This is a genomic window from Microbacterium murale, from assembly GCF_014635185.1.
GTDB classification, from domain to species: Bacteria; Actinomycetota; Actinomycetes; order Actinomycetales; family Microbacteriaceae; genus Microbacterium; species Microbacterium murale.
This window is the reverse complement of record NZ_BMCM01000001.1, coordinates 1,074,514-1,099,154: the sequence shown is the minus strand read 5'-3', so window position 1 is coordinate 1,099,154 and position 24,641 is coordinate 1,074,514. Positions and strand designations below refer to the sequence as shown.

Here is a 24,641-nt window from a genome sequence, read left to right as displayed (position 1 = left end):
GTGAACGACATGACTGACTCCACAGACGATCGCACCAAGGTCGCAGAACTTGTCAAGAAGTTCCGATTCGCGATGTTCGTCACCGGCCACGCCGACGGCACGCTCGTCGCGCACCCGCTCACGGTGCAGGAGGCGGAGTTCGACGGCGACCTGTGGTTCCTCGTCTCGAAGAACTCGTCGCCAATCAGAGATCTCGCCGCCGACTCGCACGCGAACGTCTCGCTCAGTTCGAGTGACGCCTGGGTCTCGCTCTCGGGCACGGCCCGACTCGTCGATGACCGCGAGAAGCTCAACGAGTTGTGGAACCCGGTGGTCGAGGCCTGGTTCCCCGACGGTCCAGACGACCCCGCCGTCGGCGTACTCAAGTTCACCGCGGACTCAGCCGAGTACTGGGACACCCCGGGCGGAAGGATCGCCACAGCATTCAGCTTCGTGAAGTCGAAGATCACCGGGGATCGCTACGACGGCGGCGAAAGCGGCAAGGTCGATCTCTGAGCCTGACGCGCGCAGGCTGCCACAGAACGAAGGAGCCGCCGTGGATTCCCACAACGACCAGTCACGCCGGGAGCACATCCCCGGGCCGAGCGAGGCCACCGTGCCGGAGATCGAGCTCGACGAGAACGTCGCGCCCCGGCCGGAGGAAGAAGTCGCCGATCTGTTCCGGGCAGAACCCGACGTCGAGGATCACAGCCAGCATCCGGAGTGAGCCTGCCAGCATCCGGAGTGAGCCTGCGTCGCAGTGAGCCGAGCGGTCGCGTTCAATTTGGGACGCGACCCGACCCGGTCGCATCAGCGTCATGTCGTTGCGGACGCACGTGTCGTCCGCCTTCGACTCGCTCGACGATCTGCACGACGGGTCGACAGGGAGCGAACGGCTGCGGCCTCCGCATCCCGCTCACCGATCGTTCAGACCGGCACCGCCCCGCCGCGCAGTTGCGCCCGATGGTCGTCCGCGCGTCCATGCCGCTCACACGACTGCCGTGGCGCGCGCGGACACAGCACCCAGAGCGCAGTCGCGTGCACGCGGTAAAGCCGCCATGGTGACGCACCGGTGACGTCGTCCTCCGTGACCTCCGACCCGCCCCGCTCGTCCGAACCCGGGTAGACCTCGAGCCCACCTTGAAGCTCGTCGCCGACGAGCATTTCAGCAACTCCGCTCGCGTACACGCAGCGCCCGTAGTACGGCGGCACCGTCGAGTCGAACACGGCCAGGCTCACCTCAGGGTGCGCGGCGATGTTCCGTGAGTGCTGCGACGTCGCCGACGACATCCAATAGAAGAACTCCAGCTCATCGTCGGCCACGAAGTAGACCGGCGTGCTCCACGGAACACCGCCCGCATCGACGGTGGCCAGCGTGAGGTAGCGGATGCCGTCGACGATGCCTCGCGCATGGGCCAAGAGGTCATCCATGCCGTACACGGTAGCGCAGGTGGAGCACGCCCTCGTGGACCTTGTGCATCACGACCTGATGGTGATCTCCTTACGCGCTGTGCGTGCGTTCCACACGCTCAACAGTCCCCAACCAACCCCCAAGGGCCATTCTTCTCACCGGGCTGCTGGTTGCGCGTCCACCACTGCGCCTCGAACACCTCGCCGTCGAACACGACGTGCTCGCCGCCCGCATAGACCTGCGAGTCCGTCCATGCAGCGACGTCGCCTTCGGCGCACGTGCTCACTGCACCTTGCTCCATCCAGGATCCAGTCGCCGACGCGCCGGGCACCTCAGTGGTCCACCACTGCGCGACATACGCGACGCCCTTGTACGACACTGCATCTCCGGTGTCGTAGACCGTCCCCTTCTCCCACGCTGGAGGCCCAATGCGCACCGGTTCAGTCAGTGCGCTCTCTTCCCCCGCACCGGCCATGTTCTGCGCCGTCACAGAGAACCGGTAGGTCTCCCCGAGCAGGAGGTCCGGAACGCTCAGCTCGGTGGCATCGCCCGCCGCCTCAAGCGGCTCCAGCGCCACATCCCCTTGGTAGGGCGTGACGAGGTAGCCCGTGATCGGCACGCCGCCATCGGATTCCGGAGCATCCCACGACACGAGCGCAGACCGGTCCGCGGCCTCCGCGACGACGTTCAGCGGCGCGCTGGGCCCGTAGGGAACCGCGTAGACCTCGAGCTCGGACAGTCCGACGTTCGGGCCGCTGCCGCCCTCGACCTGGAACCGCACGGAATCGAACGTCCTCATCTCAAAGTCGATGACCTTCGCCGTGCCGTCGGCGGGAATACCCTCGACCTTGACCGTGCTGCCATCGCTGAAGGTGAGGGTGCCGCCGTTGGCGTCATCTTCGCTCGGACGATCGTAAAGGACGATCTTGTCGGCCTGCACCTGTTCCGGCCACTTCAGCTCGATCCAGGGGTTCTTCTCTCCCTTGGAAGCCCAGTCACCCTTGTCCTTCTGCCCGATCACACCGTCCACAGCCTTCGCGGGAGCGTAGCCCGAGTTGTACTGCGACGACGCCGTGGCCGTGACTCCCGGCCATCGTGCGGCGTTGCCTCTGAGCAGATCCGGATCCAAGGCGATGTCGACCAGCTTCGTCGAGCTCACCCCACCGCTGTCCGCGGAGCGCGCCGTCACGGCGACTTGGCCGTCACTGTGGTTGACGGTCAGGACGCCGCTGAACTTGTCGATCGTCGCTTTGTCGGTCGCGGATCCGTCTGGCTCGGTCACCGACCAGTAGACCTCCTCGAGCAAGGTGTCGTCCGGGGTCACCGTTGCGCCGTACGCGGTCGAGCTGTACGGCTCGACGATCTGGTCGGGCCCCGAGAGCTCGATGTCGGAGGCGAACACGGGCTGCTTGCCCTCGGATGCCGACTCCGACGGCGGCAGCTCGTCGACGCCCCAGCTCTTGTTCGGCTCTGCGCCCATCCAGAGCTCCAGCGTCCCGCCCGCAGCGAACTCGTCATGGCCGAACCACGCGTTATCGAGACGCTCGCCGTTCAGCTGCGCGCTCTGGATGTAGAGGTTCTCGGCCGAGTTGTCGTGTGTGACGATGCGGAACTCGTCGCCTTCGTAGTAGTCACGATCGAGTTTGATCGTGATCTCATCGAAGACGGGCGAGGTGATGTCGTAGACCGGATCCTCCAGCCCGCCGCCGGTCACCTCGAACAGCCCGATCGCCATCAGAGCACTGAGCGCGCCCATCTGACCCTGATCCTCGTCGTGGTGACCGTAACCATCGTCGGTCGCCGTCGAACCGTAGACCTCCTCCTTGATCTCACGTACCCACTTTTGCGACAACCACGGATAGCCCACGTAGTTGAAGAGGTGCGCCATCTCAAGGCCGGGCTGATTCCCGTAATTGACGGCGCTGTCACCGTACCCGCCGATGTACTGGCCCATCCCGGACTGCTCGAACGCGTAGTTGAGCTTGTCGGCGTATGCCGCCTCGCCTCCCATCTCATTGGCCAGACCCATCACGTCGTGCGTGGTGAACCAGGTCGACTGCCACGAGTTCGCCTGGTTGAAGCCGCTGGACGACATCGGATCGAAGTTCGCCCGCCAGCTGCCGTCGGCGTTGCGGGCACGGGCGAACCCGACCTCCTCGTCGAAGACGTTGCGCCAGTTCTGCGACCGATCGGTGAGGTAGTCGCCGAGATCCGTGTCATCCCACGCCTCGATCTCGCTGAGGCCGACGTTCTCGCCCTCGCCGCCGGTCACGGTGAACCGCACGGAGTCGACGTTCCGCGGGTCGAACTCCACGACCTTGTCACTCCCGTCGGCAGGGATCTCGTCGACCGTGACACTGCTGCCGTCGCTGAAGCTGAGTTCGCCGGCACGGGCGTTGTCTTCAGGATCGGCCAGGTCGCTGAGCACTACGTGATCGATCAGGCGGGGCTCGTCCCACGCCAAGTCGATCCAGGGGTTCTGTTCGCCGTTGGAGCGCCACTCCACGTCGGTCGGCGCGCGCAACGGCCGGCCATCGACGGCGTGCTCTGCGGCGTGCTTGTCGTCGAGGCGTGAGGACGCTGTCGCGGTGGCGAACTGGGACGCGTTGATGCCCTTCTTGTCGAGCCCGTCCGCGAGTTGCCCGAGCACCCAATCCTGATGCGCGTACTCGAGTGTCTGGCCCGCACTCTGACCTGTCGATTCGTTCGACACGTATCCCAGATCGAGGTACGAGCGGTTGCCGCCGGTGCCCCAGTTGAGATAGTCGGAGGATGCTTTGTCGTACAGCCCACCCAGCGACTGCGCGTCGAGCATCGCGTCGAACGCCTTGTCGATGTCGAAGTCGCGGATGCCCTTGTTCCACGCACCGGAGATGAAGTTGGTGATGGGAGAGCCGGTCATCACCATCGAGTAGTTGCCCGCCACAGGCGCCCGCGGAAGCAGCCCGCCGTCGTCGTACATCTGCAGCTGCGATTTGACGATGCTCGAGTAGATCTCCGGGTACGCCATACCGAGCACCGAGTTGAGGTTCCACTGGGTCAGCCACAGGGCGTCGTAGTTGTACATGGCGAACTCCGGCTCGCCGTTCTCATCGGTCGGGATCTGCTTGACCTGGCCGATGTTCCACGTGTCGTCCATGTACGCGCCGTCGGCATCGCTGACCGTGCTGCGACCGGCGAGGACGTGGAAGAGGTCGGTGTAGAACTTCTCCTGCTGCTGATCGGTGCCGCCCTGCACGTCGATCCGGCCCAGCATCTCGTTCCACTTGTCCTGCGACGCGGCTTTGACGCCGTCGAAGTCCCATCCGGGCAGCTCCGCCTCGAGATTTCGGCGTGCCCCTTCTGTGCCCGTCAGCGACAGTGCGACCTTCATCTGCACCTGGTCGCCCGCGTCGAGGTGGTCGTAGTTGACGTAGACCCCGGAATCGGGTCCGGTGACCTCGTCGACCGCCGCACCGTCCTCGACCAGCGCGCCATCCGCCCATCCGCTCATGGAGTCGAAGGGCGTGTCGAATTGGATGTTGAAGTACAGGGTCGTGTCGTGCCGGCCGGGGTAACGCTCGCCGTGCTGGTTCACGTACCCCTCGATCTCACGATCGCTGACGCGCGTCACGTGGGCGTCGTCCATGACGGCCTCGCCGAGAACGCCGCCGAGGCTGACGATGATCTCGCCCGGACCGTCCTGGCCGTAGGTGTAACGGTGCATCCCGACCCGGTCGGTCGTCGTCAGCTCGGCATCGATGTCGTACCGGTCGAGGTGCAGCCGGTGGTAACCGGGCTGGGCGAGTTCGCTGTCGTCGTGCTCGACGTGCGACTGCCACCCCGTGTCGCCCTCCAACTTGCTGACGCTCTCGCCGGAAGTGGGCATCACCTGCACGCCGGACAGCTGCCAGTCGTGGAGGTGACTGAACCCCTTGACGTCGTTCTCGTTCTGGCGATAGCCCGTGCCACGCGCATGGTGAGTCGTGGTGTCGGGGCGGAGCTTCACCATTCCGAACGGGTTGCTGGCGGACTGGAAGAAGAAGAACCTCGCGATGTCCGCTTCGACCCATGGATTCACGAGCCCGACGTAGTCGCGCGCCTGGTCAGACGTGGAACTCGCGAGCGCGGCAGGTGCGTCGGCCGCGGCGACCAGCATTCCGCTCGTCAGCACGGCGGCTGTCAGGCCTGCCAGCATCCGCTTCTGCAAGCCAAGCTTCGGGGATCTCATGAACAATTCACTCCCTGCATCTCAGTACTTCGTCGTGACTGCGATTGGTAACGTTATCAGCCGCCTGCGGACGCGTCAATGGTCCTTCGGGTGGCGCAAATGCCCGTGCCAGTTGGAGCCTGATAACGTTCCCGAAGGGTGTGAGCGAAGTGCGGAGGTAGCCATGGGGGAGCGAGCGAATCGCCCGACGGTGAAAGAAGTCGCGCTGCGCGCGGGCGTCAGCCCGATGACCGTGTCGCGCACGCTCTCCGGAGGGGTGAACGTCAAGCCCGACGTGCAGAAGCGGGTGATGGATGCCGTCGCCGAACTCGGATATCACCGAAACGAGAACGCCCGCAGCATCCGCCCAGGACACAGCAGTGGACTCATCGGCGTCGCGATCACCAACATCGCCAACCCCTACTACAGCACCTTCGCGCTCGGAGTCGAGGAAGAAGCAGCGCTCACCGGGCGCCGCATCCTGCTCGGCAACACCTCGGAGGATGCTGCCCGTGAAGCAGGGCTCGTCGGCGACTTCCTCGGGCGACGCGTCGACGGACTGATCGTCGTTCCGGCCGGCACCGACTCCGGCCATCTCGCGCAGTCACAGGCGCAGGGAGTGCCGGTCGTACTGGCCTCACGTCGCGTCGACGGCCTGGCCGCGGACAGCGTCGTGCTCGCTGACGAAGAGGGCGCCTACGACGGTGCAACAGCCCTGATCGATGCGGGTCACACTCGCATCGGATACCTCGGCAACAGCCTGGCCATCTTCACGGGCGAGCGGCGCTACAACGGCTTCGCCCGGGCCCACGAGGAGCATGGACTCCAGATCGACCCCACACTCGTCGCCACCAATCAGCAGGCGGTCGAACAGGCGCGGGATGCCACTCGCGCACTGCTGCAGGGCGACAACCCGCCGACGGCGATCTTCTGTGCGAACAACCGAAACGCGATCGGTGCACTCAAGGAGATCAGCGCGCAGATCAACAGCGGAACCCGCCCGGTCGACGAGTTCCCCGAGCTCATGAGCTTCGATGATTTCGAGCTCGCGGAGCTCTCGCCCGTGCCCATCAGCGTCATCGATCACGACCCGAGAGAGCTGGGGCGCATCGCGGCGCGACTGCTGCTCGATCGACTCGACGGCGGACAACGGGATGCAGACACTCGTGAGGTCGAGCTGCCGGTGTCGCTGCGGATGCATCTGCGCTAGCGGGCTTCGATGTGACCTCAGTTGACACCTGGCATCCAGTTTGGTAACGTTACCAAACAGTCGATGGGAGAATGCAATGGAGCTGTGCATCGATTTCGGGGGCACCGAGATCAAGCTCGCTGTCATAGATGACGGTGCGCTCGTCGCTTCGGAGAATCTGCCCGTAAGAGGCGACGCCTCCGACCTGGCGTCTGCCGTCACAGCAGCCCGCGAGCTCTCCGCTCGAGTCACGGGCACACCGACTGCGGTCGGCATCGCCGTCCCTGGTGTCGTGTCGCCGGCATCCGGACGCATGCTGCACGCCAACGACAAGTACGACTTCCTGCGCGACTTGGACCTGCGCGTCTGGGCCGATGACGAGTTCGGCCTGCCGGCTGTCGTCGAGAACGACGCGCGCGCGGCGCTCATAGGCGAGACCTCCACCGGATCCGCCAGCGGCGAGCGCGACGCGGTGCTCGTGACCCTCGGAACCGGAATCGGCACCGCAGCGATGATCGATGGTGTCCCGCTGCGCGGGATCACCGGGCATGCCGGGATTCTCGGAGGTCACGTCACCGTCGACATCAACGGGCCGGTTTGTCCTTGTGGGAACGTCGGGTGCGGGGAGACATTGGCGAGTGCTTGGGCGCTGCGCGAACGAAGCGATCGACTCAGTGTCAAGGAGCTGTTCGAGTCCGATGACCACGCGGAGATTCGGGACAGCTTCTTGCGGGTGTGGGGTGCGAGCGTCGTCACGCTGATTCACATGTACGACCCGAGCGTCGTCATCCTCTCGGGTGGCATCCTTCGCGCCGGCGACGCCGTCAGCGCGCCCGTCGAGGCATACGTGCGCGAACACCTATGGCCATCCATGACGCCGCCGCGGTTCATCGTGCCGCCGGAACCCGAATACTCCGTAGCCCGCGGGCTGAGCACTCTCGCCCGCAGCGCGCATCCCCAGACCCACGAAGACCAGGAGAAGCATTGAGCACGCCGATCAGCGACACCCGCGACCAGACCGAACGCGGCCGGTACGACACCCAGCCCACCGTGAATCTGCCCGCGGGCGAGAAGATCCTCCGCGGATCCGCCGCCTGGCAGACCGCCGCTGAGACCGCCGCGTCTCGGGGAGGCGCACTCCTCGTCGACACCTACCCCGGCGTCGACATCCCCGCCCTCAAACGGCAGATCAGCGAGGCACTCCCCGACTGGAAAATCGTCGACGTCGAAGACGCCGCGCGGCCCGTCGACGAGATCGAGCAGTTGATCACTCCGCACCTCACTGACGACCGCGTGCTCGGCGTCATGAGCCACTTCGCACTCAGCGACTTCTACGAGGCTGCCAAGCTCGACGAGATGGCATCGGGCATCGCCGAGCGAACCGTCGTCGTCGGCTGGGGTGCCGGCCTGCTCGCCGACAAGATCGAGAGCCCCACCACGGTCATCGTCGACATGGCTCGCTGGGAGATCCAGCTGCGCCAGCGTGCCGGCGCCACCAACTGGCGTGCCGACAACGCGGACGAAGACGGCCTGCGCAAGTACAAGCGCGGCTTCTACGTCGAATGGCGCACAGCCGATCGCCACAAGCGCTCGCTGTTCGACACCGTCGACTTCGTCGTCGACGGCAACGCGATCGCTCCGGCCGAGCCGCACCCCGATTCTCCGGATGCCGGGATGATCACCGGCAGCGCCTTCCGCCAGTCGCTGCGGGACGCCGCGACCCGTCCCTTCCGCGTCGTACCGTTCTTCGACCCCGGCGTGTGGGGCGGCCAGTGGATGAAGAAGGTCATCGGGCTCGACCCCGCGAAGGACAACTACGCCTGGTGCTTCGACTGCGTGCCCGAGGAAAACTCGCTGCTGCTCGAGGGCGACGGTGGTGTCATCGAGATCCCGTCGATCGACCTCGTGTTCGCGCAGCCGATCGAGCTGCTCGGAGCCAAGAACTTCTCGCGCTTCGGTGCGGACTTCCCGATCCGCTTCGACTTCCTCGACACCATGGGCGGCGGCAACCTCAGCCTGCAGGTGCACCCGCTGCAGGACTACATCCGCAACACCTTCGGCATGGCCTACACGCAGGACGAGAGCTACTACCTGCTCGACGCCGACGACGACGCCGTGGTCTACCTCGGCACCAAGACCGGCATCGATCAGCAGCAGATGGTCGAAGACCTCCACGCTGCCCAGGAGGGCGGCGCGCCCTTCCCCGCCGAGACCTACATCAACTCCTTTCCGGCACGCAAGCACGACCACTTCGCGATCCCCGCCGGCACGATCCACTGCTCGGGTGCCAACTCGATGGTGCTCGAGATCTCAGCCACCCCCTCCACCTTCACGTTCAAACTGTGGGACTGGGGACGGGTCGGGCTCGACGGCATCCCGCGCCCGGTGCACCTCGACCACGGCGTGAAGAACATCCAGTGGGATCGTGACACTGAGTGGGTCAACGAGAACCTCATCGATCAGGTCGAGACTCTCCGCACCGAGGGCGACGTGACCGAGGAGCGCACCGGGCTGCACGAACTCGAGTTCATCGAGACCCGACGTCACTGGTTCACCCAGGGCGCCGATCACGACACCGAGGGCACCGTCAACGTGATCAACCTCGTCGAGGGCGACGAGGCACGGGTCGTCAGTCCGACCGGATCGTTCGAGCCGTTCGTCGTCCACTACGCCGAGACGTTCATCATCCCGGCATCCGTCGGCCCCTACCGGATCGAGCGGACCGAGCGCTCCCGGAGCGAGCGATTCGCCACATTGAAGGCCTACGTGCGCGGATCCCGCACGAGCGACAACTGAGAGATCACAGATCGTGACGGGCTGCTGCGGCTGCGAAACCGGTCGGCCGCAGCAGCCCGGCGCTGAGCACCGCCTGGTAGGCGTGGTAGAGATCCGGCTTACCCGGCCACGTATGTGATGCCGGACGGTTGTCGGCGCCGAGCTCATGCCACCACGAGCCGCCGACGCGATCGATCACGTGCCGATCCGTCCAGTCCCAGAACCGGCGGTACCACTCCGCGTACTCCGCGCTCCCGGTGGTGCGGGCCAACCAGACCGCCGCTGCGAGCGCCTCTGCAACCACCCAGTGCATTCGCGCGGATCCGACGACCTCACCGCTGAAGTCCGTGGTGTAGCTCACCCCGCCCTTCTCGGTGTCCCAGCCGTCCTGGACCGCGCGTGCGAACAGACCGTGCGCAGCCTCCTCGGCACGATCGAAACTCGGGTCGTGGGAGGCGATGCCGAGGACGAGCCGTGACCACTCCAGACCATGCCCCGGCATCACGCCGAAAGGACGGAACTGATCGAGTGGTTGCTCGCGGCCGTACTCTTCGTCGACCTCCCATTCGCGGGTGTAGTGCTCGGGTACCCGCCATTCACGTGACCCGGCACCCTTCAGCACGAAACGCTCGGCGAGTCCACGTGCCCGATGCAAGAACTCCGGCTCTCGCGTGAGCTCATAGGACGCAAGGAACGCCTCGGTCAGGTGCATGTTCGCGTTCTGCCCCCGGTAGTCCGACACCGGCCGCGCATGCACATCGACTTCGTCGACCGCCGCCCCGACGCCCGCATCCCAGAACAGATCGTCGATCGCGTCACGAGCACGACCGAACAGCTCAGCTCCACGCGGCACATCGGCCTGAACCGCGGTGGCGCCAGCCAGCAGAGCGAACGCATGTCCGTAGGCGCTGCGCGTCTCCGAAACCGGCAGCCCGTCCGACGTCACGGCATCGAAGAAACCGCCGCTCGGGTGCATAAACTCGGTGAGCAGCAGCTCCACGCCATCGGCTGCCCATCCACCCGCCTGCTCGTCGCTCTGTTCATCACCCAGCATCCGCGCGACGCCGAAGCAATGAACGAGCCGAGCGACGCTGTACAGCTCCAGCGGTCGTTCCGTGTCAACAGACCCGTCGAATCGGCGCCAGCCGAATCGCTTCCGGCCCGGCGGCTCCGCGAAGAAGCTCCGGAGGCGATCGGCCTCGCCTGACAGCATCCGTTGGTGCTCAGGGTCGTCGATCAACCAACTCGGGTCGCTGTGCCATCGCATGATGAAGCTCCTGCCTCTGTGACCGGCTCAGGCGGATGCCTTCAGGCTGCTCACGAAGAACCTCTGGCACGACAGGAACAGCACGACCGTCGGCAGTGAGGCCAGCAGCGCGGCCGCCAGAACCACCGGCGGGCCGACATTCACGAAACCGCCGTTGATCTCGGCCAGAGCTGCCATGACCGGGCGCCGATCCGGGCTGGTCGTCAGCGTGATGCCGAACAGCAGATCGTTCCACACCCAGGTGAACTGGAAGATGAATGCCGCGAACAGCGACGATCGAATCAGGGGCAGATGGATCTGTGCGAACAGCCTGCCCCAACCCGCGCCGTCCAGCTTCGCAGCCTCGGCGATCTCCGGCGGGATGGTCGTGAGGTAGTTGCGCACGATGAAGAACGCGAACGGCACACAGATCGCGGCGTAGATGAGGATCATGCCGAAAGATGTGTCGTACATCTTCGCGCCGACATAGGCCTTGAACAACGGCGCGAGGAAGATCTGCAGCGGAAGCAGCGTGCCGAGGTAGATCAACCAGAACCAGATCGTCGGCCGGCGGACCGGCATCACGACGACGGCGAATCCGGCGAGCCCGGCAGCCAGCACCGCGATCAGCGCGGAGCAGGTCGCGTACAGCAGGCTGTTGAGCATTCCCAGGCCGAGCGAGGATTGGTTCCAGGCCGCGACGATGTTCTCGATGAGCGCGAATCCACCCGGGAGCCAGCGCGGCTCTCCGTGATACTCAGAGACCGGTGTGAGCGCGTTCACGATCAGCAGATACACCGGAACCAGCCAGAGGACGGCCAGTGCGGTCAAGACGACATTGCGGATGAGTCGGGCCATGGCTCAGCTCTCCTTCAGTTGCTGTCGCAGATAGGCCCAGGACGCGCCCACGACGATGATTGCCAGCACCACCGCGACCGCCGCGCCATAGCCGTAGTCGCTGATGATGAAGGTCTGTCGATACATGGTCACGGCGAGCGTCTCGGATGACCCTCCGGGGCCGCCCTTGGTGAGCAGCCAGATCATGTCGAACACGCGCAGGCTGTTCGCGATCGACATCCCGATGACGACGACGGTGACCGGACGCAGTTGAGGAACGATGATGTGCCAGAACAGCCGGTAACCGGTCGCTCCGTCGAGGGCGCCGGCCTCGACGGTCTCGGACGGAATGGCCTGAAGTCCGACGAGGAAGAGGATGACCGCCACACCGGTTGCCTGCCAAGTATTGGCGAGGATCATCACGATGGTGTTCGTTGGCCACTCCAGCAGCCATCCCGATGCCGCCGGGCTACCGCCGAAGAATGCGATGGCTTGGTTGAGCGCACCGTCGGATCGCAGGATGAAGCCCCAGATCACAGCGGTCGCGGCGCCGGAGAGCGCGTAGGGCAGGACGAATGCGAGCCGGAGCCACTTGCCGCCCTTCATCTGCGACGTGAACACGGCGACGAGCAGACCGATGCCGACCGGCAGCACCAGTGTTCCCACCGTCCACATCACCGTGTTCAACAGTGACTGTCCGAACAGCGGGTCGCTGGCCAACCGGAAGAAGTTGTCGACCCCGATGAAGTCGGCGGTGAATCCGTCGTCGTTCGTGAAGCTCTGATAGACCGTCGCGGCGAAGGGGACGAGCAGCATGACGCCGACGAGCGCCACGGCCGGCAGCAGGAACGGGATCGCCTGCAACCGACCTCCGAGCGTTCCGGGACGTCGGCCCGTCGACGAGGGGGCTCCCTTGGGACGGACCGACGTCACGGAACCCGTCACTTGCCGGCTGCCTTCCAGTTCGCCCACTCGGTGTCAGCCAGATCCTGCAGCTTCTGCAGCGTCGGATCGATGTTCGCCGGAGAGGGGTCTGCCATGAAGGCGCCGAAGAACTGCACGCCACTCTCGATCAGGGCGGGAGGGCCCGCCTCCCAGTAGCGCACCAGCTCGACCGGCTCGTTGGCCTTGACCTGCTCGAGCATCGAACCGAGCACGGGGTCGTCGGTACCCACCATCGGGTTCGCCGAGGTGTCCTTGATCTCATCCGCCCAGGGCTGCTGCACCTCCGGACTCAGCCAGTTGTCCATCACTGCCTGCGCGCCCTCGGCGTTGGGTGCCTTAGCCGCCATCGTGATGACGCCCGACTCGACGATCACGGACGGCTGCACGCCTTCCTCGACGGTTGGCAGGAGGAATGCGCCGTAGTCGGCCTGATCCATGGTGTCGGCGAACAGCCCGTTGCGCCAGGACCCCATCGGAACCTGTGCCACTGTGCCCGCTGCGAACAGCGATGGCTCGTTGTCCCACGCAGTGTCCGGTGAGGTGAACCAGCCCTTGGCGAACATGTCGGACCAGATCTCCATCGCCTTGCGCGATGTCGGATCGGTGTACTTCGCCTCTCCGTCCATGAGTTTCTGATAGAAGTCAGGGTCGAGCTTGGACAGGATCTCCGCGTACCAGATGAACGAAGTCCAGCCGGCCTCCTGCGTGGCGAACAGCGGCGTGACGCCGGCGGCCTTGAGCGCATCGTTGTTCGATTCGAACTCCGCCCAGGTGGTGGGCACTTCGATGCCGACGTCGGCGAACACCTTCTTGTTGTAGAAGATCGTCCAGTAGGACTTGTAGATGGGAAGGCCATAGACCTTGCCGTCGTAGGAGAAGCTGTCGCGAGTGTCTTCGTTGACCCAGCCCTTCTCGACAGCGGCGTCCCATGAGTCGGTGAGGTCCGCGAGCCCACCGGACCGTGCGAGCTCCTGGAGTCGATACCCGTTCCACCACTTCACCAGGTCGGTCGTGCTGTCGGTCTTCAGCGAAGAGCGCACGATCTGCTGGTAGTTCTCGGTCGAGGGCACGTTGCGCGCCTCGAGGCCGAAGCCTGCAGATTCCTCGAGCGCTTCGCCAGCAACCGCGTATGCCTCTGTGAAGTCGGCGCGATCACCGTTCAGTGTGACGACGTTCGAGTCGCCGCCGCCCCCAGTGGACGACCCTTGCGCGCAGGCTGCGAGCCCGAACGCCATTACGAGTGCGACGCCGAAACCGCCCACTCGCTTCAGTGCTGTGTGCCTCTGTCCCATGTGATCCTCCTCGATCGGTGTTGGTAACGATACCAGTCCTGAGCTTCACGTCAATACGCATTTCGATTCGTGTGTGCCGGTTGCCGTGGCGCGGCACCCGCACTGGGGATGAATCCCGCGCGCCTCAGAGCTCTGTGACCTTCAGCCCGATGCTCTCGATGACGCACGCCGAGCGGGCGACGAAACTGAGCTCGGCGCGCCTCCGACTCAGAAGCAACTGATGACGAACGCGGGTGCTCTCCGCAGCATCCACCGTGAACTCCTGCCCGGCGAACCGCCCGTCGCACGCTCCCGACATCCGCATCTCGAGGAAGGCCGCGCCGAACGGCACTTCCGGCGAGGCGACCGTCAGCCGCTGTCCGGGGTCGAGCGTCACAACGCCGTTCTCCGCAAGCCCGTCGTGCGCGGCCGCCTGCAGATCCGCGGCGAAGACGACCGACGCCTCGGCCGCGGCATCCGGTGCGATGACGTCGGTCGACAGATACTCGATCCCGCGCTCATCCGCCCAAGCGAGCATCGCCATGGTGTCGACGTGCGTCTCGGTGAGAATCCCCGCTTCATGGGCGCGCCGGGCCAGCGCCGCGTGCTCGGCTGCGTCGAACCGCGTGAGGCTGATGGCCATGATCGTGCCGCCCAGCCCCTCGATCTCCTCGAACGTCGTCTGATACAGGATGCCCATCAGCGTGACGTCGCGAACCCCCAGACCGCGGATGAGGAGGTTGGCATTGTTGTTCGACGTGATCACGAATCCGTCACGCCCGAGGATCTCCGAAGCCATGTCGAGGAGATCGTCGTAGACGCGACGCGGCTGGTCGTGCAGCTTCAGCTCGATGAACGGCAGGATGCCGAGTCGGCGTGCCTCCTCGAGATACTCGCGCAACGTGGGGATCCGCTCGCGGACTTGCGACTCACGAGCCCTGAGCACGTACCCCTCCCTGAGCTCGTCGAGCGTTCTGCTCCACACCGGGACCAGTTCGGTCAGCTCGCCACCGTGCCGATCGAGGCAGGTGCGGTTCAGCGTCTCGTCGTGCATGACGACGAATTCATCGTCGCGGCTCAGTCGCACATCCATCTCGACGCACTCGAACCTGGCGCGAGCGGCGAGCCTCAGCGCCTCGAGCGAGTTCTCCCCGGCGATCGTCGCGCGCAGGTGCACGCCCTGATGGGCGATGTGCTTGCGGCCGGTCACACGTCGCCCGTTCAGCTCTTCCCGTTCACGTGGATGAGGATGCGGGCGGGTGCCTCCGGCGACGCACCCGTCACCGTCACCCGCAGCCAGTTGCCGAACGCCGACAGTGAAAGCTCTGCGATCGTCGCATCCGCTGACAGCGTCGCGGGCTCACCGCGACGGATCCAGTTGATCCCGTCCGGCGAGATCTCGGTCGCCACGACGAGATCGGGATGACCGCCCTCGACCTGCACGAAGACGACGGCCTCACGCGCCCATCCTGCCTCGTACGCCAGCGTCGCGAAGTCTCCATCGATGACGACCCTCCTGGCCAGCACGGAGGTGTTGTTCTGCAGCATGACTCAGCTCCTGTCAGTTCCGGCGAGTGCCGCGATGTTCTCGACGTGGACGTTGTCGAAGTCGATGATCGCCCCGTCGTCGATCAGCGCAGCACGCAACAGGTCGAAGTCCATCTCGCCCATCGTCAGGCCGTGACGCACGGCGAGCGCGGCGGCGGTTCCCGCCCCTTGACCCATCGCCATGCACGTCGCCATCACCCGCACGGATCCGAATCCGGGGCCATCGGCGCACAGACACCGCCCGGCGATGACGACGTTCTCGCTGCCCTCTGGCACGAGAGCACGGAACGGCACGTTGTAGGGGTGGCGGAGGATGACGAAGTCACTCTGATCGATGCTGTCCGTGTGATGGATGTCGATCGTGTGCGCGCCCTTCGCCACCGTGTCGGGGAACGCCTTCGGATGGATGATGTCGTCTCCGGTCAGCTCGTACAGCCCGACGATGTGGTGCGTCTCGCGCACCCCGGTCTGGATGCCCGACTTCGCCAGCCACGCATCCCGGAACTCCGGGAACTCCCGACGGAGCACGTCGATGAGCGCGTGCATCTTCTCGCGCAGGCTCGTCTCGGTGCGGGAGAACCATTCCGGATCGCTCGCGTCGGTGGCCTCGCGCAGCACGTTGATGCTGACGAGCCCGTCGTGGAAGAAACTGTTGATCCACGGGCCGCCGAACAGCGGCACCTCACCGGCCTCGTGCAGTTCGGCCAGCCGGGCGCGGATCGACTCCGACACGGGGAGGATGCCGTCCACAGCATCCCCGAAGACGTACCCGAGCGCGTCGGTGTCGACGCCGCCGAGCTGGAACCACAGGGTCGCCGGCTGCAGCACATCGCCCTTGGTGGCCGGCAGCCCAGCCGCGCGCACGATGTCCGCATCTCCCGTGCAGTCCACCACCGACTCGCAGGCGTAAGCCACCCGACCGGCCTTGTTCTGAACGATCACGTGACTGACCCGACCGTCCTCGGCCACGGCATCCGCGATCCATGTGTGCAGCAAGAGCGTCACGCCACTCTCCAGCAGCAGCCGTTGCGCGGCGAGCTTGAAGATCTCGTCGTTGACCGGCCAGTTGCCGCTGTCGCGTTCGAGTTCGGCCCCGCCCAGCGCTGCCGCACGCCGCATGAGCTCGAGAGGGATCCCTCCGATGTGCTGACGCCCGCCGACGCGGAACTCGCTGATCGGCGTGACCAGTGCGCTCGTCGCCATCCCGCCCACGAACCCGTACCGCTCGATGAGCAGGGTGCGCGCCCCGCCGCGCGCCGCCGCGATCGCGGCGATCACTCCCGCCGGACCGCCGCCGGCGACGATCACGTCGAACGTCCCGACGACCGGAGTCTCGCGCGCGGGCTCGGCGACGGCCCCGTTCACTCGCACGAGTACACGACCGAATCCAGGTAGAGGTTCACGGTCCGATCGGTGTCGGTCTCGACGAAGAACACCGGGTTGATGAGGTCCTTGATCGATTTGTAGCCCGGCACGAGAGTGGGAGCCAGCTCGCGCATGTCGAATACCTGATCCATTGACTGCAGCTCGACATAACGCCTCTGGCGCACGTCGACAGTGAGCCGGAAGTACATCCAGTTGATCTTGTCCGGGCTCTCGTTGAACACCAGCTGCTGCTCACCGCCGGGGATCCACTGATACCCATCGGTGGAGCCGTCCTCGAACCGGCGCCCGTACCACTGGTTGTCCACGCCCGGAACGCACCAGCCGTCCTCGACACCGAAGTTCCAGTCCGCCCTGCTCACACCATCCGCGACCCGGTAGTACTGCCACTTGCGCACCGGCTTCCCGCCGAGCGCATTGACGTACCTGACGCCCGGCATGTATCGGTGCTCGGCATCCTGCACATCGAAGAAGAAGCCGAACGCGCGGATGTCGTCCTCGCCGATCCCGAAGCGGTCCTGCGCCGGCGTGTACGAGTACCACGCCTCGATCTGGATGAGATCGGGATCGCCGAACCTGGACAGTCGCTTGATCGCGTGCCCCATACTCCCCGGCCGTGGCGGCTCGGTGTGCGGGCCACCGGTCGGCGCAGTGCTGAGCTTGAGCGAGTACGTGCCCTCCATCGACCCGTGCGAAGAGGCAAACCGCATCGCGCCCGAACTGAGCTGCGTGGGAGCCCAACTCGAGAGGTCGACGACCGAATCGAAGGACCCGTAGTCGTCGTAGACGAAGTTCGGCGTGAGATCCAGCCAGCCGTTGTACCCGGTGTCGAAATCGTCGTAGGTGATGACCCTGGCCAGCGGGTTGAACCGCTCCAGGCCGCGGTCGTAACTGAGGACTTTCTGCATGCGCTTGCTCTCCTTGGATACGTGGACTTGGATGCGGTACTCGGATGCCGGGAAGTGGATGCTGAGACGACGATGGCGGGGACGGCTCGCGCCGCCCCCGCCATCAGCTGTCACTGCGTGAGGTACACCGAGCTGAAGTCGATGAACTCGTTCGCAGGGATCACGAGACCCTCGACATTCGAGGACATCGCCGCGTTGACGTTGATCTCGAGCAGCGGGATCGCCGGTGTGTCGGCCCGCATGATGTCGATCGCCTGCTGGTACAGCTCCAGGCGCTCATCGGGATCGGTGAGCTGCTGCGCCTTCGTCGTCAGCGCGTCCAGGTCTTCGTTGCAGTACCCGAGACGAGCCGCCGTGCAGTTGTACAGACGGTAGATCGTGTAGTCGGCGTCACCGGTGATCGTCTGGTTCGGCTGCACGTCCATGTCCCATGCGTGCGTTCCATCCGCCTCGTTGACCGTGCCGAACTCCTTCAGCCAGGACGCGGCATCCAGAGCCCGCGGCTCGACCGTGACACCGATCTCCTGCCAGGCCGAGATGAACGCCTGCATCATGTTGGCGAAACCGGCGCCGTTGGCGGTGCTGTAGATCGCGTCCACGGTGAAGCCGTCCGGGTATCCGGCCTCGGCGAGCAGCTCCTTCGCGTGCTCCGGGTCGTACTCGACCATGCCGTCGGTCGGCTCGACGCATCCGAAGGCCGCCTCGGGGCAGAACGACGTCATGGTCTTCGCCGTGTCGCCGTAGAGCGACTCCTGGATCGTCTTCAGATCGAGAGCTGCCCACATCGCCTCGCGGACGCGCTGATCCTTGAGGAACTCGTTCTTGTTGTCGAACCACAGGAAGTAATAGTTCAGGCTGCTCTCCTGCACGAACTTGACGTCGTTCATCGCCTCGACCTGCGCGACCTGATCGTAGGGCACGTCGCCCACGATCTGCGCCTGACCGTTCGACAGCGCCGTGATCTTGCCGTTGACGTCGGTGATCTGCTTCATCGTCAGCTTCTGGAGCTTCGCCTTCTCACCCCAGTAGTCCTCGTTGCGCACGAAGGTGAAGTGGTCGTTGGCGACGTAGTCGTCGATGATGAACGGTCCGGTCCCGACCGGCTGAGCCCAGTAGTCGTTGTCGGCCTGGATCATCGTGTCGGGATGCGAGAACTCGGCCTTTCCGATGTAGACCATCGAGAGAACGCCGACCAGTGTTCCCGATGGGCCTGCGGTCTTGATCGTGACGGTGAGGTCATCGGTGGCCTCGACCGACTGGATCGGGGAGAGCACCGTCTTCAGCGCGGCCTCCCACGCGATGTACCGCTCGATCGAGCCCTTCACGTCGGCAGCGGTGAAGGGCGTGCCGTCGGAGTAGGTGACGCCTTCACGCAGGTGGAAGACGAGGGTCGTGTCGTCGGTCCATTCCCAGGACTCGGCGAGCTTGGGCTGCGGCTGGTTCTCGTCGTCGAGCGTGACGAGAGTCTCGAGCGTCTGCGAGATCGCCATGTTGATGCCGATCTCCAGGGGCGCCTGCGAGATGTCGGACGCGGCCCAGCCGTACGCCGGGATGTAGGTGAGGGTCTGCTGGTCGTCTGGCAGCGGCTCTGTCGAGCCTCCACCACCGCCTCCGCCCGAACACCCTGTGAGAAGAAGAGCTCCGGCCACCGCGACTGCGGCGATCGAGCGCATCTTTGCGCGTAGCGATGTCATTGCTGTCTCCTTTGATTCGATGTGACTTGGTTTGTCGGGTCCGACTTGGTGCTGCTCACTCGAGCCCGGACTGGCCTGGCAGGGTGAACGCTGATGCGACCGGGTGATGATCGCTGGGCGATATCCCCCGATCGAAGAACTCCACGACCTCGGCGCTGCGCGGGCGCACTGGTCCTCGGAAGAAGATGTAGTCGATGGTCTTGTGCGGGCTCGCGACGGGCGACTTCGGCGTGCCGACAGTCTCGCGGAACGGATTGGGCACGACGGGATGCGTCGGCGGAGCCTGCCGGTTCAGCGCGCTGAAAGAGTCGAGGTAGCCGGCGTTGCCGATCACCCAGATGGCCGTCGCGATCGCGTTCGTGTCTGAGGCGAAGAAGACCGGTTCGTCGTCCTCCCCGAGCCGCCCGAGCTCCTCCACGACGCGATGCGCCTGCGGCGTGCGCTGGTTGATCCCCGTCTCGACCTCGACCGCGTTGCCGGAGTACGAGAGGTGCGCTGTCGTCCAGAGGATCGTCCGGTCTCCTCCTGCGACGCGCAGCCGCACCCAGAACAGGCGGGCGTTCGCGTCATGGATGCCGACATCCTCGGCGCCGTGCTCTATCTCGCTGAACAGCTCGCGGTTCCACCACAGGTTGCTCTGCTTCTCCCACCCGGGGAAATCGTCGTTCACGCGGTCGTGACCGGGCATCGCGGCATCCAGCAGGTCCCGCGACCAGGCGCGCGTCTCCTGCGTGGCGAGCAGGTCGGGAGCGCGGAGCTCGTAGAGGGCGCGCATCGCGGTCTCCCGCTCGGCGGCATGATGATCGCCCCACAGGTTGTGGGTCTGAGCGATGAAGGTGAGCGGTACGGTCACGAGATCTCCCTCGGGTCCGCCGGACGAGCCGGCGCGACGTCATGGTTGTAGCGCACGACCTCGCTGCGCCCGTCACGCAGATGGAAGGTCGTGACGGAGCAGTTGTCGGGTGCCCCGAGCGGCATGTGACCCGGCGATGGGATGCCGAGCATGTGAGCCGCGGCGAGCCGGATGGGGTTGCCGCTCGTGAAGACCACGGCGACCCGGTCGCCGTCCTCCTTCTCGAGCCGGGTTGTGACCTGCTCGATCGCCCTGACGACCCGCTCCCGGGTCTCACCGAACGTCTCGCCCCCTCCGCGTCGGTGATCTTCGCCGGCGGCGACCGCGGCAACGAGTTCGGGATGCTGCCGCTCAGCCTCCTCGAGCGTCATACCTGCCCAGTCCCCCACGCTCATCTCTCGCAGCGCCGGGTCGTAGCTGACGCTCGTCCGAGTGCGCTCGGCATAGCGCGCGGCGGTATCCTTCGCGCGGGGCAGATCGCTCGAGACGACGAGGTCGGGCGCCGGCACCTGCAGCGCGAAGAGCTCTGCGAACTGCGCGGCCTGCGCTCGCCCGTCGGCCGTGAGACCCGAATCCTGCTGGCCCTGATAGCGCCCTTCGACATTCCACAGCGACTCGCCGTGGCGCACGAGGTGCACGGTGATGGTCCGGCTCACGATGTCTCCTCCAGCCAGGGCCGCACGACCGGAACCGCGGCAATGAGCGCCTTCGTGTAAGGATGCTGCGGGTTGTCGAACAGCTCCCTGGCCGTACCCTCCTCGACGACGACGCCCTTGTTGAGCACCAGCACGCGATCGCAGATGTGCTCGATGACCGACAGGTCGTGCGAGATGAAGAGGTACGAGAGCCCGAGGTCTGCCTGCAGGTCCTCGAGAAGGTTGAGCACCTGCGCCTGCACCGAGACGTCGAGCGCGCTGACCGCCTCGTCGCAGATGATGAGCTTCGGCCGCAGCGCGAGGGTCCGCGCGATGCCGATGCGCTGACGCTGACCGCCCGAGAACTGATGCGGATACCGATCGGAGTAGTCCGGGTTGAGCCCGACCCGCTCCATGAGATCCTTCGCCTCGGCCGTCCAGCGCTCGCGCGACACGATGCCCGTGTGCACACGCCACCCCTCGGCGATGATGTCGCGCACCGTGAGCCGTGGGTTGAGTGAGGCGTACGGGTCCTGGAAGATCATCTGCATGTCACGGCGCATGTCCTTCATCTGACGCAGGGAGAGCTCCGTGATGTCGTTGCCCTCGAAGCGGATGATGCCGTCGGCTGCGGGCACGAGCCCGATGATCGTGCGCGCGATCGTCGACTTGCCCGATCCGGACTCACCTACCAGCCCCACGGTCTCGCCGGGTCGGATCTCGAAGTTCACGTCGGAGACGGCGACGTTCTCTCCGGTCTTGCGCAACAGGATCGAGGAGCGGATCGGATACGACACCTTGAGATGTTCGACGCTCAGCAGCGGTTTCGACTGATCAGTCATGGGGAAGCACCTCCTCGGAACGGTGGCAGGCCGCAAGATGGCCGGCGCTCCAGCCTTCGGGCTGGCGCAGAGCCGGAGAGGTCGTGCGGCACAGTTCGGTGGCGAATGGGCAACGGGGATGGAACGAGCATCCGGTCGGCAGTGCGAGCAGATTCGGGGGCGAGCCGACGATCGGCTTGAGCCGCTCACCCGAGGTGGTGCTCGGTATCGAATCCAGCAGACCGCGGGTGTACGGGTGCGCAGGGTGGTCGTAGACCTGTCGGATACCGCCGGTCTCGATGATCCGGCCCGCGTACATGATCGCGGCACGGTCGGCCACTTCGGCGACGACGCCGAGATCGTGACTGATGAGGATCATTCCCATGCCGGACTCGGCCTGCAGGTCGGCCAGAAGGTTCATGACCTGCTGCTGCACCGTGACGTCGAGCGCGGTCGTCGGCTCGTCCCCGATGAGCAGCTTCGGTTCGAGGGCGATCGCCATCGCGATCATGATGCGCTGGCGCTGCCCGCCCGAGAACTGGTGGGGGTAGTCGCGGATGCGGGTCTCGGCGTCGGGGATGCCGACGCGCTTGAGCAGTTCGAGCGACTTCGCCCACGCCTCCTGCTTGGGCGTGCCACGGCGACGTCGGAACAGCTCTGCGATCTGCCAGCCGACCCGGTACACCGGGTTGAGCGAGCTGAGCGGGTCCTGGAAGATCATCGCGATCTCGGTCGCGCAGAGCTCCCGCACCTTCGAGACCGGTTCCGCGGCGAGGTCACGGCCCCCGAAGAGGATGCGGCCGCCGACGATGGAGCCCGCGGGCTGGGGAAGCAGCGCCATGATGGCCTGGGCAGTGACTGATTTCCCCGAACCGGACTCGCCGAGGACCGCGACGGTCTCGCCGGGTCCGACGTCGAAGCTCACGCCGTCGAGTGCACGCACGACACCGGCCGAGGTGGAGAACTCGACCTGAAGATCCTGCACGCTCAGCAGCGGCTCACCGGCGCTGGCGTTGGGGGTTCGTGCCTCGGGGGCATGGGAGATCGTCATCAGGCGCTCCGCAACTTCGGGTCGAATCGGTCGCGCAAGGCGTCGCCGAGCACTCCGGTGGAGAGCACGAGAGCAGCGAGCGCGATGCCGGGAAGGGTCGAGATCCACCACGCGGTGCTGAGATACGCGGTGCCGTTGCTGATGGTGGTTCCGAGGCTGGGGATGCCGAGGGGCACGCCGACTCCGAGGAACGAGAGCGCCGCCTCGAGCAGCACCACGTGCCCGAACTCGACGGTGGCGACGACGAGGATCGGAGCGACGCAGCCTGGCAGCAGCGTGCGCACGATGATGTGCCAGTGGCTCGCGCCAAGGGTTCGGGCGGCCTCGACGTATTCGCGACTGCGAAGGGTGAGCACCTGACTGCGGGTGACACGGGCGAAGACGACCCAGTTCGTGATCGAGATGACGACGATGACGTTCCACAGGCTCGGGCCGAGCACCGATGCGAGGAGGATCGCGAGAAGGATCGACGGGAACGCCAACTGCACGTCGGCGATGCGCATGAGCACGTTGTCGACCCAGCCACCGAAGTGCCCGGCGAGCAGCCCGGTGAGCACGCCGAACACTCCGGCGAAGAGCAGCGAACACACGCCGACGGTGAGTGAGACGCGCGCACCCATCATCATCTGGGCGAAGAGATCCTGCCCGACCTGGTCGGTGCCGAAGATCGCAAACGATCCGTCGGGGAGGGTCGTGCCCGGGGCCTTGAGGCGCAGCAGCACGTCGGTGTGCAGCGGGTCGAAGTGATAGAGGATCGGCACGACGATGGCACCGACGATGAACAGGCCGATGACGACGAGAGGGATCGTGATCCGGACGATGACCCCGCGACGCGCTCGATGAGCGCGCTGCATCGTCTGCATCGCGATCGTGGGTGGGACGGTCATTTCGCAAGCCTCACTCTCGGGTCGAGGTAGCCGTAGAGCAGATCGACGAGCAGATTCACGATGACGAACGCCGCAGCGATGATCACGACACATGCCTGGACGAGGTTGTAGTCGCGGGAGAGGATCGAGGAGACCAGAAGCTTGCCGACACCAGGGAAGCTGAAGACCGTCTCGGTGATGACCGCACCGCCCAGCAGTGCGCCGAACTCGAGGCCGACGAGTGTGACGACCGGGATGAGGGCGTTGCGTGCGGCGTGGGTCAGGATCACGATCCGCTCGGACAGGCCCTTCGCGCGGGCCGTGGTGATGTAGCCCTCGCCGACGACCTCGAGAAGACCGCTGCGGGTCATGCGGGTGAGGATCGCGATGAAGGGCAGCGCGACGGTCACGACGGGGAGCACGAGCGCATCCGGACTGCCGAGGCCCGCACTCGGCAGCAGGCGCAGCATCTGGGAGAAGACGAGCATGAGCACGACGCCGACCCAGAACCCGGGGAGCGCCTGCGTGAACAGGCTCGCGGTGGTGACGACCCGGTCGGTGAAGCGGTTGACCCGGAGAGCTGCGAGAAGGCCGAGCGGAAAGCTGACGATGACGGCGAGCGTGCAGCCGAGGAAAGCCAGCAGTGCCGTGTTCGGCAGCACCTGCGCGACGAGCTCCATGGCCGGCGCACCGTAGGTGTACGAGATACCGAAATCTCCCCTGACCGCGCCGGCCACGTAGCCGATGTACTGGACGACGAGCGGCTGATCGAGGCCCATCCGTGCGCGGATCGTAGCGATCTGCTCCGGTGTCGCGTCGATCCCGGCGACGAGCACCGCGGGGTCAGACGGAACAAGCCGCACGATGATGAAGACGACGGTCACGACGCCCCAGAGCACGAAGACGGCGAGCAGCACCCGCCGGATCGTGTAACCGAGCATGTCAACCTCCGAGAGAGGTCACCGTAGACCTCCGAGTACGGGTTCTGAGTTCAGCTTCGAACCCAAGAACATTATCGCTAATGAACCTCCCGCATCCCG

Annotated in this window: 22 protein-coding genes; 5 read left to right on the top strand and 17 right to left on the bottom strand. The window is 65.6% G+C overall.

Annotated features, from left to right (window positions below; all coding sequences use genetic code 11):
- The first annotated feature begins 9 nt into the window (after positions 1 to 9).
- Both IEV67_RS05345 and IEV67_RS05340 read left to right on the top strand, forming a co-directional pair.
- Positions 10 to 495: a pyridoxamine 5'-phosphate oxidase family protein gene (locus tag IEV67_RS05345; RefSeq protein ID WP_188435490.1), complete on the top strand. Its 486-nt coding sequence runs from the start codon at positions 10 to 12 to the stop codon at positions 493 to 495.
- A 40-nt stretch (positions 496 to 535) separates the two neighbouring features.
- Positions 536 to 706, top strand: coding sequence for a hypothetical protein (locus tag IEV67_RS05340; RefSeq protein WP_188435489.1), 171 nt, complete (start codon positions 536 to 538; stop codon positions 704 to 706).
- A 200-nt stretch (positions 707 to 906) separates the two neighbouring features.
- Here the strand turns inward: IEV67_RS05340 and IEV67_RS05335 are convergent, their stop codons facing one another.
- Positions 907 to 1,410, bottom strand: a complete 504-nt coding sequence (locus IEV67_RS05335; RefSeq protein ID WP_188435488.1) for a pyridoxamine 5'-phosphate oxidase family protein — start codon at positions 1,408 to 1,410, stop codon at positions 907 to 909.
- Positions 1,411 to 1,508: 98 nt separating this feature from the next.
- Complete coding sequence (locus tag IEV67_RS05330; RefSeq protein ID WP_188435487.1) at positions 1,509 to 5,600, bottom strand: glycoside hydrolase domain-containing protein; 4,092 nt, start codon at positions 5,598 to 5,600, stop codon at positions 1,509 to 1,511.
- A gap of 163 nt (positions 5,601 to 5,763) precedes the next feature.
- Between IEV67_RS05330 and IEV67_RS05325 the strand changes: the two genes are divergently transcribed.
- From IEV67_RS05325 to IEV67_RS05315, 3 genes are all read left to right on the top strand, one after another.
- Complete coding sequence (locus tag IEV67_RS05325; RefSeq protein WP_188435486.1) at positions 5,764 to 6,789, top strand: LacI family DNA-binding transcriptional regulator; 1,026 nt, start codon at positions 5,764 to 5,766, stop codon at positions 6,787 to 6,789.
- A 76-nt stretch (positions 6,790 to 6,865) separates the two neighbouring features.
- Positions 6,866 to 7,756: an ROK family protein gene (locus IEV67_RS05320; RefSeq protein ID WP_188435485.1), complete on the top strand. Its 891-nt coding sequence runs from the start codon at positions 6,866 to 6,868 to the stop codon at positions 7,754 to 7,756.
- Positions 7,753 to 9,564, top strand: a complete 1,812-nt coding sequence (locus IEV67_RS05315) for a class I mannose-6-phosphate isomerase (RefSeq protein WP_188435484.1) — start codon at positions 7,753 to 7,755, stop codon at positions 9,562 to 9,564. Before IEV67_RS05320 ends, IEV67_RS05315 begins: the two co-directional genes overlap by 4 nt.
- Before the next feature lie 4 nt (positions 9,565 to 9,568).
- Here the strand turns inward: IEV67_RS05315 and IEV67_RS05310 are convergent, their stop codons facing one another.
- The 15 genes from IEV67_RS05310 to IEV67_RS05240 all read right to left on the bottom strand — a co-directional run bounded on the left by IEV67_RS05310 (position 9,569) and on the right by IEV67_RS05240 (position 24,542).
- Positions 9,569 to 10,810, bottom strand: a complete 1,242-nt coding sequence (locus IEV67_RS05310) for an AGE family epimerase/isomerase (RefSeq protein ID WP_188435483.1) — start codon at positions 10,808 to 10,810, stop codon at positions 9,569 to 9,571.
- A gap of 27 nt (positions 10,811 to 10,837) precedes the next feature.
- Positions 10,838 to 11,647, bottom strand: coding sequence for a carbohydrate ABC transporter permease (locus IEV67_RS05305; RefSeq protein ID WP_188435482.1), 810 nt, complete (start codon positions 11,645 to 11,647; stop codon positions 10,838 to 10,840).
- 3 nt (positions 11,648 to 11,650) lie between these two features.
- Positions 11,651 to 12,559 carry a carbohydrate ABC transporter permease gene (locus IEV67_RS05300; protein ID WP_229702754.1) on the bottom strand — a complete coding sequence of 303 codons (909 nt, stop codon included), beginning with the start codon at positions 12,557 to 12,559 and terminating at the stop codon, positions 11,651 to 11,653.
- An 8-nt stretch (positions 12,560 to 12,567) separates the two neighbouring features.
- Positions 12,568 to 13,863, bottom strand: a complete 1,296-nt coding sequence (locus tag IEV67_RS05295) for an ABC transporter substrate-binding protein (protein WP_188435481.1) — start codon at positions 13,861 to 13,863, stop codon at positions 12,568 to 12,570.
- A gap of 124 nt (positions 13,864 to 13,987) precedes the next feature.
- The gene (locus tag IEV67_RS05290; protein WP_188435480.1) at positions 13,988 to 15,052 is read right to left on the bottom strand and encodes a glycerophosphodiester phosphodiesterase; all 1,065 of its coding nucleotides are present in this window, start codon (positions 15,050 to 15,052) and stop codon (positions 13,988 to 13,990) included.
- Positions 15,053 to 15,063: 11 nt separating this feature from the next.
- Positions 15,064 to 15,390 carry a DUF6385 domain-containing protein gene (locus tag IEV67_RS05285; protein WP_188435479.1) on the bottom strand — a complete coding sequence of 109 codons (327 nt, stop codon included), beginning with the start codon at positions 15,388 to 15,390 and terminating at the stop codon, positions 15,064 to 15,066.
- 3 nt (positions 15,391 to 15,393) lie between these two features.
- Positions 15,394 to 16,755, bottom strand: coding sequence for an FAD-dependent oxidoreductase (locus tag IEV67_RS05280; RefSeq protein ID WP_188435478.1), 1,362 nt, complete (start codon positions 16,753 to 16,755; stop codon positions 15,394 to 15,396).
- Complete coding sequence (locus tag IEV67_RS05275) at positions 16,752 to 17,681, bottom strand: DUF6772 family protein (protein WP_188435477.1); 930 nt, start codon at positions 17,679 to 17,681, stop codon at positions 16,752 to 16,754. Before IEV67_RS05275 ends, IEV67_RS05280 begins: the two co-directional genes overlap by 4 nt.
- Positions 17,682 to 17,791: 110 nt before the next feature.
- On the bottom strand, positions 17,792 to 19,375 hold the full coding sequence (locus tag IEV67_RS05270; protein ID WP_188435476.1) for an ABC transporter substrate-binding protein: 1,584 nt from the start codon (positions 19,373 to 19,375) through the stop codon (positions 17,792 to 17,794).
- Positions 19,376 to 19,430: 55 nt separating this feature from the next.
- On the bottom strand, positions 19,431 to 20,228 hold the full coding sequence (locus IEV67_RS05265; protein ID WP_188435475.1) for an endonuclease/exonuclease/phosphatase family protein: 798 nt from the start codon (positions 20,226 to 20,228) through the stop codon (positions 19,431 to 19,433).
- On the bottom strand, positions 20,225 to 20,884 hold the full coding sequence (locus IEV67_RS05260; RefSeq protein WP_188435474.1) for a histidine phosphatase family protein: 660 nt from the start codon (positions 20,882 to 20,884) through the stop codon (positions 20,225 to 20,227). Before IEV67_RS05260 ends, IEV67_RS05265 begins: the two co-directional genes overlap by 4 nt.
- Complete coding sequence (locus tag IEV67_RS05255) at positions 20,881 to 21,705, bottom strand: ABC transporter ATP-binding protein (protein WP_188435473.1); 825 nt, start codon at positions 21,703 to 21,705, stop codon at positions 20,881 to 20,883. Before IEV67_RS05255 ends, IEV67_RS05260 begins: the two co-directional genes overlap by 4 nt.
- The gene (locus IEV67_RS05250) at positions 21,698 to 22,735 is read right to left on the bottom strand and encodes an ABC transporter ATP-binding protein (protein WP_188435472.1); all 1,038 of its coding nucleotides are present in this window, start codon (positions 22,733 to 22,735) and stop codon (positions 21,698 to 21,700) included. Before IEV67_RS05250 ends, IEV67_RS05255 begins: the two co-directional genes overlap by 8 nt.
- Positions 22,735 to 23,622 carry an ABC transporter permease gene (locus tag IEV67_RS05245; protein ID WP_229702752.1) on the bottom strand — a complete coding sequence of 296 codons (888 nt, stop codon included), beginning with the start codon at positions 23,620 to 23,622 and terminating at the stop codon, positions 22,735 to 22,737. Before IEV67_RS05245 ends, IEV67_RS05250 begins: the two co-directional genes overlap by 1 nt.
- Positions 23,619 to 24,542: an ABC transporter permease gene (locus IEV67_RS05240; RefSeq protein WP_188435471.1), complete on the bottom strand. Its 924-nt coding sequence runs from the start codon at positions 24,540 to 24,542 to the stop codon at positions 23,619 to 23,621. The genes IEV67_RS05245 and IEV67_RS05240 overlap by 4 nt, the downstream gene beginning before the upstream one ends.
- Between the last annotated feature and the right edge of the window lie 99 nt (positions 24,543 to 24,641).